The organism is Streptomyces daliensis (genome assembly GCF_054782395.1).
Map to the genome: position 1 here is coordinate 34745 of NZ_BAAGSO010000125.1, position 8103 is coordinate 42847.

7 protein-coding genes are annotated in these 8103 nt (G+C 72.3%); 4 read left to right on the forward strand and 3 right to left on the reverse strand.

Annotated elements, in window-relative coordinates; genetic code table 11:
* Nucleotide 1 precedes the first annotated feature (1 nt).
* Entirely contained in the window at nt 2-796 is a 795-nt protein-coding gene (locus ACYVOO_RS36055; RefSeq protein ID WP_461019950.1) for a class I SAM-dependent methyltransferase, read from the reverse strand.
* Between the two features lie 305 nt (nt 797-1101).
* On the opposite strand from ACYVOO_RS36055, the gene pcaDC reads away from it, so the two are divergent.
* Genes pcaDC through ACYVOO_RS36070 form a run of 3 tightly spaced genes read left to right on the forward strand, consistent with a single transcriptional unit; the run spans nt 1102 to nt 3856 of the window.
* Nucleotides 1102-2367, forward strand: coding sequence for a bifunctional 3-oxoadipate enol-lactonase/4-carboxymuconolactone decarboxylase PcaDC (gene pcaDC / locus ACYVOO_RS36060; protein WP_461019951.1), 1266 nt, complete (start codon nt 1102-1104; stop codon nt 2365-2367).
* Nucleotides 2368-2427: 60 nt separating this feature from the next.
* The gene (locus ACYVOO_RS36065; RefSeq protein ID WP_461019952.1) at nt 2428-3066 is read left to right on the forward strand and encodes an MBL fold metallo-hydrolase; all 639 of its coding nucleotides are present in this window, start codon (nt 2428-2430) and stop codon (nt 3064-3066) included.
* Nucleotides 3067-3076: 10 nt separating this feature from the next.
* On the forward strand, nt 3077-3856 hold the full coding sequence (locus ACYVOO_RS36070; protein WP_453349707.1) for an exodeoxyribonuclease III: 780 nt from the start codon (nt 3077-3079) through the stop codon (nt 3854-3856).
* A gap of 54 nt (nt 3857-3910) precedes the next feature.
* On the opposite strand, the gene ACYVOO_RS36075 is transcribed toward ACYVOO_RS36070, so the two are convergent.
* On the reverse strand, nt 3911-5680 hold the full coding sequence (locus tag ACYVOO_RS36075; protein ID WP_461019953.1) for an SGNH/GDSL hydrolase family protein: 1770 nt from the start codon (nt 5678-5680) through the stop codon (nt 3911-3913).
* Nucleotides 5681-6143: 463 nt separating this feature from the next.
* Here ACYVOO_RS36075 and ACYVOO_RS36080 point away from each other — a divergent pair, with 463 nt between their 5' ends.
* Entirely contained in the window at nt 6144-6584 is a 441-nt protein-coding gene (locus ACYVOO_RS36080; protein ID WP_461019954.1) for a DUF6278 family protein, read from the forward strand.
* A 110-nt stretch (nt 6585-6694) separates the two neighbouring features.
* Here the strand turns inward: ACYVOO_RS36080 and ACYVOO_RS36085 are convergent, their stop codons facing one another.
* Nucleotides 6695-7471, reverse strand: coding sequence for a GntR family transcriptional regulator (locus ACYVOO_RS36085; RefSeq protein WP_453349704.1), 777 nt, complete (start codon nt 7469-7471; stop codon nt 6695-6697).
* Nucleotides 7472-8103 lie beyond the last annotated feature (632 nt).

Consider the following 8103-nt stretch of genomic DNA (forward strand, 5'->3'; position numbering starts at 1 on the left):
GTCAGGGCGCTGGGCGCCTGCCCGCCGCGCTCAGCAAGGGGTAGGAGTTGACCACGAGCGCTGGGTCCTGGAGCAGGTCCAGGAAGGCGTGGAACTCCCGTTCGCTCAGGCCGGAGGCGAGCAGGTCGTCCATGAGCTGCTCGGCGTTGGCCCGGTGCAGATCTATCCCGGCGCTCTTGCCCGGCCACGCCTGCGCGAACACGGTGGCGCTCATGTGCTCCAGCCCGCCGTCCGCCATGGCCTGCACCACCTTGCGTCCCCACAGCGGGTCGCCGCCCGATGCCTCCAGCAGCATCAGGATCCTGGCGTGCACCCGCTCGAACAGGTCCTTCGCCGCGGGGTCGGGAGCGGCCAGAACCGGCACCCACCCGCAGTCGAACTCCTCCAGCACGAGCCGGCCTCCCGGGCGCAGCGCCCGCACCAGGCGGGACAGCGCCTGACGGCGCTCGGGCACGTGCACCAGCACCAGACGGGCGTGTACGAGGTCGAACTCGCCCTCCGGGAGGGGGTCGTGTGCGACGTCGTGCCGCAACAGCCGTAGGTTCTGGGGCTGTGGGCCGGACTCCATCCACCGCGGCTCGATGTCGGTGACGGTCACCTGCCCGTCGGGGCCCACTGTCTCGGCCAGCCAGTGCCCGACCGTCCCGCCGCCGCCCCCGACTTCGAGACAGCGCCAGCCGGCGCCGATCCCCGTTCTGGCGAGGGCCGCGCGGGAGGCCGGGTCGTAGGTTGCCTCGAGGGCACTGAAGCGGCTGCCGGTCTCCTCGGCACTGTTCTCGAACACGTAGTGGGACACGGCACACCTCCTCGTGTTCTGTGGGTTCCGTACGTGGCCGTGACTCGGTGGCAGTGGCTCGGGCACAGTGATGCTCGGGCACAGTGATTCGTGCCAGTCGGGTTCGTGACAGCCTCTTCTCATCGCAACGCGGGGGGGCCTGACGGGGCAAGCCGCCGCCGTCGGCGGGAGCGTGAAAGCGGTGAACGGCCCGTGCGGAGGAAATGGTCCCGATACCGCGAGACCTGTTGCGGTGGGGAGGACAGGGGACCCATCATCTCGCCCCGGTCGTATGAGATCTTTTGAGACATGAGAGGGTCTGACGGGTGAGCGAGACACCGAAGAACACCCTGCAATACCGCATGGACGGGCCAGAAGGCGCTCCGGCCCTCGTGCTGGGTCCCTCGCTGGGTACCACCTGGCACATGTGGGACCGGCAGATACCCGAGCTCACCCGCAACTGGCGCGTCCTGCGGTTCGACCTCCCGGGCCACGGCGGCTCGCCCGCCTACGGCGCCGATTCGGTCGCCGCGCTGGCCGACCGGCTGCTGGCCACCCTGGACTCGCTGGGCATCGAGCGCTTCGGCTACGCGGGCTGCTCCATCGGCGGCGCCATCGGCATCCAGCTCGCCCTCACCGCACGGCAGCGCGTCTCCTCGCTCGCACTCGTGTCCAGTTCGCCCCGCTTCGGCACTCCCGACTCCTGGCGGCAGCGCGGTGTCGTCGTCCGGACGAACGGCCTCGACCCCGTCGCGCGCTCCACACCCGAGAAGTGGTTCACGGCGGGCTTCGCCGCCGCGCAGCCCGCGATCGTCGAATGGGCCGTCCAGATGGTCCGCACGACCGACCCCGGCTGCTACATCTCCGCCTGCGAGGCCATGGCCGCCTTCGACGCGCGCCAGGACCTGAACCGCATCGGCGTCCCCGCACTCGTCGTCACCGGCGCCGAGGACGAGTCGACGCCGCCCGCCGACGCGCGGGCCCTGGTCGCGGGCATCCCCGACGCACGGCTCGCGATCGTGCCAGGCGCCTCGCATCTGACGCCCGTCGAGCAGCCGGGCGCCGTCACCGAGCTGCTGATCAGGCACTTCACCACCACCTGGCAGGAATCCCCGGCGGGCCCGCCGGCCCCGGCCCCGGTGATCACCCCGGCCCCGCCGCGCGCCTCGGCCGTCGCGGAGCTGGAGTCCGCCGAGCAGGCCGCGATCCGCAAGGACCCGTACGACGGCGGCATCAAGGTGCGCCGCGAGGTGCTGGGCGACGCGCACGTGGACCAGGCGCTGGAGAACACGGACGCCTTCACCGAGGACTTCCAGGACTTCCTCACCCGCTACGCCTGGGGCGAGGTGTGGACCCGCCCCGGCATCGACCGCCGCACCCGCTCGGTGATCACCCTCACGGCGCTCGTCGCGCGCGGCCACCTCGACGAGCTGGCCTTCCACGTCCGCGCGGCCCTGCGCAACGGGCTCACCCCCGCCGAGATCAAGGAAGTGCTGCTCCAGACGGGCGTCTACTGCGGCGTCCCGGCGGCGAACTCCGCCTTCGCGGTCGCGCAGCGCGTGATCCAGGAGGAGACCAAGCCGGAGGACTGAGCCCGTACTCGCCGGGCGCCCCGCGGGTGACGACGGCGCTCCGCGAGAGACAATGGCGGCATGAAGCTGATCAAAAAGGGCCACGCCTGCGTACGGATCGAGCGCGAAGGACGCACGCTCGTCATCGACCCGGGTGGCTTCAGCGAAGGCGACGCCGCCGTGGGCGCGGACGCGGTACTGGTCACCCACGAGCACCCGGACCACTTCGACGAGGGGCGCCTGCGGGCCGCGATGGAAGCCAACCCGGCGGCGGAGATCTGGACCCTGCGCAGCGTCGCCGAGCAGATCTCCACCGTCTTCCCAGGGCGCGTCCACACCGTCGGCGAGGGCGACACCTTCGAAGCCGCGGGCTTCGAGATCGAGGTGCACGGCCAGTTGCACGCCGTCATCCACCCCGACATCCCGCGCATCGCGAACGTCGGCTACGTCGTGGACGGCCAGGTCTTCCACCCCGGCGACGCGCTCACCGTGCCCGAGCGCGACATCGACACCCTGCTGCTGCCCGTGCACGCCCCGTGGAGCAAGGTCTCCGAGGTCATCGACTACGTGCGCGCGGTCGCGCCCCGCCAGGCCGTCGACGTCCACGACAGCCTGCTGACGGACCTCGCGCGGCCCGTCTACGACCGCATGATCGAGAACCTCGGAGGCGTCAGCCACAGCCGTCTCACCCCGGGCGAGAGTGTCAGCCTCGCGCGGTAGATTGCGCGGTATGCGTATCGCGACCTGGAACGTCAATTCGATCACCGCCCGGCTGCCGCGGCTGCTGGCCTGGCTGGAGTCCTCGGGCACCGATGTGGTCTGCCTCCAGGAGCTGAAGTGCTCCGCCGAGGCGTTCCCCGCCGAGCCGCTGCGCGAGCTGGGCTACGAGGCCGTGGTGAACGGCGACGGCAGGTGGAACGGCGTCGCGGTCCTCTCCCGCGTCGGCCTCCAGGACACCGTCGTCGGCCTCCCCGAGGGCCCGGACTACGACGGCGGCCAGGAGCCCCGCGCCGCCGCCGCCACGTGCGGCGGCGTCCGCGTCTGGTCGGTCTATGTGCCCAACGGGCGCGAGATCGGCCACCCCCACTACGCCTACAAGCTGGAGTGGCTCGAAGCGCTCCGCAGGACGGCCGAGAAGGAGGCACCGGGGGAGCTGCCCTTCGCCATCATGGGCGACTACAACGTGGCGCCCACGGATGACGACGTCTGGGACGTCTCCCGCTTCGAGGGCGCCACCCACGTCACCGAGCCCGAGCGCGCCGCGCTGGAGGGCCTGCGCACGGCGGGCCTGTCCGATGTGGTGCCGCGGCCCCTCAAGTACGACCAGCCGTTCACCTACTGGGACTACCGCGAGCTGGGCTTCCCGAAGAACAAGGGCATGCGCATCGATCTCGTCTACGGCAACCAGCCCTTCGCCACCGCCGTCAAGGACGCCTACGTCGACCGCGAGGAGCGCAAGGGCAAGGGCGCCTCGGACCACGCCCCGGTCGTGGTGGACCTGGAGCTGTAGCGCCCGGTGAGGGCTCTTCCCGCGAGAGGAGCCCTCACCGGTCCTGCCTCAGCCTCAGCCCGCCAGCTTCCGCAGGTCGACGGACTCGCCCAGCCTGCGCAGCCCCGCGTCGCCGGGGTGCAGATGGTCGCCGCTGTCGTAGGCGGGCAGCATCCGCTGCGGGCGCTCCGGGTCGCGGATCGCCGCGTCGAAGTCGAGCACCGCGTCGAAGGTGCCGCCGTTCTCGCGGATGAAGTCGTTCACCTTCGTGCGACGGGCTTCCACCTCGGCCGTGCAGTCGTGGTAGCCCTCGCACGGCGCGATCGTCGCGGCCACCACGCGGATGCCGCGCTCCCTGGACCGCTGCGCGATGGCCTTCATCCCGGCGATGACCTGCTCGGGCGTGGTGTCCCAGCGCACGTCGTTGATGCCCTCGAAGAGGACGACGGTACGCACGTCGGTCTGCGCCAGCACGTCGCGCTCCAGCCGGTGCTGGGCGCTCACCCCGCCCGTGTCGGTGCTGACGCCGTCGCCCGGATAGCGGTCGGTGACGATCCGGTTCGCCGAGATGCCGTGGTTCAGCACGCCGTAGCGCGGCACCTCGTTCTGGTCGAGCAGCCGCCTGGCCAGCACGTTGGGCCAGCGCCTGTTGGCGCCCTCCGTCGACTTCACACCGTCGGTGATCGAGTCCCCGAGCGCGACGACCGAGCCGGGCCCGCCCCGCACGTCCACGCCCGTCAGCAGCGGCCACACGGACGTCGACGCGGTGTAGGCGCCGCCGCCCGCCTCACCCGTACGGTCGCCGCTGCCCTCCTCGCTCAGATACGAGCGCTGGATGGCCTGGCTGTGCACGGGCGCCGCCGCGACAGGGCCCGGCAGATGGATGCTCACCAGCAGATTCGTGTCCGCGGGCACGGAGAAGCCCACGGGATCGCTGACAGCCCGCGCGCCCGCGGGAATGCGCGTACCGTCCCGGCCGCCGAAGCGCAGTGGCACCGGAGCGCCCTTGGCGGCCGCGCCCTCGCCCTGCACGGCGATGGAGGCGTGGCCGATCTCGACCGGGGTGGAGGCGAAGGTGTTCTCCAGCCGGATGCGGGCCTTCGGGCCCCCGGCGGAGGTGTGCACCACCAGCCGCATCGTCCGGTCCCGCCAGCCGCCCATGTCCGTGTAACCGGCGGGACTCGCCGACCAGCTGCCCGTCCAGCCCGGCGACCCGGCGCGCAGGGAGGCCGCGAAGACGTGCAGATCGGCGTCGCGGCCCGGATCGCGCGGCAGCTCGACGGAGCGCACCTCGCGCCCCTTCTTCACCGGCACCGTCACCGCGTACAGCTTGGCCTTCTCGTCGAGTTGCCCCGACGTCGCGGTGTTGACGTGGGGGAGCGCCACCGACTTCGTCGCCAGGGGGCCGCCGCGCCAGTCGGGCGCCCGCAGCGTGTACGCGCTGCGCGAGCCGTCCGCGTACCGCACCGTCCCGCTCCCGCTCACCTCACCGGCTGCGCCGCCCGGTGAAGTGGCCGCGACCAGGAAGGAGATGGCGTCGCCCGCGCCGCGCAGCCGCACGCGCTGCCCGTCGGCGCGCACGTTGTCCGGCTGCCCCGGGCGCCGCTCCGGCCAGCGCAGGGTGGCGGCGTCGAGGTCGAGTGTGCTGCCGGGGGACCATCCGGCGGCGCGCAGGTCCTGCGCGGAGAGCGAGTTGCCAGCCCCGTCGAAGTCGGCCCTCCCGGGGCGTTTGTCGTCGCTCACGGCCCGGTTGTCGAAGAGCCGCTCCAGAGGAAGCGGCTCGTGGGTGGTGGTGGTTCCGCCGTCCGCGCGCTCCTCGGCCACCGCGAGCGCCGGAGCGCTCACGGCGGTCACCAGGACCGCGACGGATGAGACGGAGGCTCTCCACAGACGTCTGTGCACGGATCAGCCCTCTCGTGCGACTCCAACAGTCGTGTGTGCGGCCCCGATTCGATCGAGGCCCGGTGAAGGTAGGGAGGCGAGGGGGTGTCGTCAAGGTAGCGTCGTCCGGTCGGTAGGCCGGGGGCCGCCGGGGGCACCTCCCAGCGGTAGCTGGGGGAGTCTGGTGCGTGCGGTCGCAAGGCGGAGGGAGGAAAGCGCAGGGGGCCCCTCCCAGCCCGCAGGGCCTGGGGGAGGGCTGCGCTGACGACCGACAACGTCGCGAGCGTGCGTGCCAGGCGCCGCGGCCCAGGCGGGACGTTGAGGACACCCCCTCGGGGTCGTCAAGGTGTCCAGCAGGGCAAACGGCGCGCGCTGTGTACCGCGCGCCTGTGGTGTCGGGGGCGGGACGGGTGCCACTCTGATCTGTATGAACATCCCCTTCCTGGACAACTGGCGCAAGCGGCGCGCCGACGGCGAGGGCGTCGGGCTCGCGGAGGCGATGTCACGGGACCCGGAATCGGTCACGCAGTTGCTCTCCGAATGTCAACTGCTGCGCGACCAAGCGGAGGACGCCGGGGTCGAACTCAACGACACCCCGGAGTCGTTGGCGGCCCTCGACCAGCTCCTCCCGCGCTGGCGCGAGGACCCCGAGATCTCGCCCTGGCTGGGCAGCGACGCGGGGCTCTACCTCGGTACGGTCCTCGTGCGTACGGTGCCGGGCACGGCGTGGGTGCTGAGCGAGGACGGGCAGCCCGTGGTGCGGCTGACCTCCGGCAGGGAGCTGGACGTCCTGGAGGAGGGCGCGGCCTGGGCGGAGACGGGCACTCCGGAACTGTCCCAGCTCTACGGGGAGGCCACTCAGAGCTGACCTCCCGTCAACGTTTCCCCCGACTGCCTCGCGGACGCTGGGCCGTACGGGGGTAACCGGAACCGGCCGGGGGGCGCTCGACCGAACGGGTGGGGCGGGGCGGTCGCGGGTCAGCCCGTGAAGCGGATGCCGTACTCCAGGCGCCAGCGGTCGGCCCGTACGACGATGTCGGAGGTCTCCACCGGGCGGTCCTCCTCGTCGTAGTGGGTGCGTTCGACGGCCGTGACGCACTGGCCCGGCGAGCAGCCCAGGCTCTCGGCCTCGGGGCTGGTGGCTGGCCGGGCGCCCACGAGTTCGGCGGCCCGCACCACGCGGATGCCGATGGCGGCGAGCCTGCCCCGCACGCCCCGTCGCGCGTAGGGCCCGCGCTCTGGATAGAGCACGTCGGTGCCCTCGGTGATGGCGAGGGGCTCCCAGCTCGTGGCGAGCTGAACGGGGCGGCGGTCGGCGAGATACTCGTACTGGGTGCACATCACGCGCTCGCCCGGCGTGATGCCGAGGCGCTCCGCGATACGGGGTGGTGCGACGGTCGCCGTGGAGGTCGCCTCCCAGGCGATGGCGGCGAGCTGGTCCTCGTCGGCTCCCTCGCCCTCGTCGGAGGAGGCGACGCGGGCGGCGAAGGGGGAGTCCACCGCGCCGGTGGAGCGCAGGAGGGTGCCGACGGGGGCGCGGTCGGCGACGAAGACCCCGCGGCCGAACTGGCCCTCCGCGTAGCCCGCGGCCTTGAGTACGCGTACGGCGCGGTCGACGGTCTGGTCGCTGGCCTCGTAGGAGCGCTTGAGTTCCGAGCGGGAGGGGATGCGGGCGCCGACGGTCAGCGTCCCCTCGTCGATCTGACGGCGCAGGTCGTCGGCGATCCGCTGGTACACCGGTCTGGCGTCAGCCATCACGGGCTCCTTTCCCCTCAGGTGAACCCGAGGCTAGGTACCCAGGCGGGGCCTCCGTACCTAGGGCGCGCTGTCGCGCTAGGCCCCCGATGAACCGGTTCCGCCCCTGTGCGCTGCGACGCGAGGGCCCACGGTGCGTTGGTGCTGCGCCCCGCATTCCCCCCAGGAGGGGGACCCCCTCACCCCCACGCTGACGCTCCCCACCCATATCCCGGTCCGGTTTCCGGGGCCCGCTTCACGGGGTGGTTGCGCGGGACGGTTGGCCGGTGTGGTGCGCGCTGTAGGGTCCCGCGCTGATTTTTGTGACCCTACCCGGGGGTGCCGTCGTGTGGCTTGGCGCCGTGTTCGGGTGCGGCTGTGTGGCTTCGGCGCGGCGTGTGGTTGCGGTGCGGTGCGGCTGGCGCCGCGTGGTTCTTGGCTTGTGCCGGTGGTCGTGTGGGGTGCGTGGGTGCGGGGTGTCCGGTGCCGCGCCGGGGTGTCTCCTCGGCGTGAAGCTTTCGTTTTCGGCTTTCCGCCGTCGTTCGTCTCGACCTGCGGGGACACCCCACCGCGTCCCCGTCCCGCCGGTGACCCTCCTCTGCTCCGGGTGGGCTGAGCCCGGCCACACCCCCGGCGCCGGGACCTACGGTCCC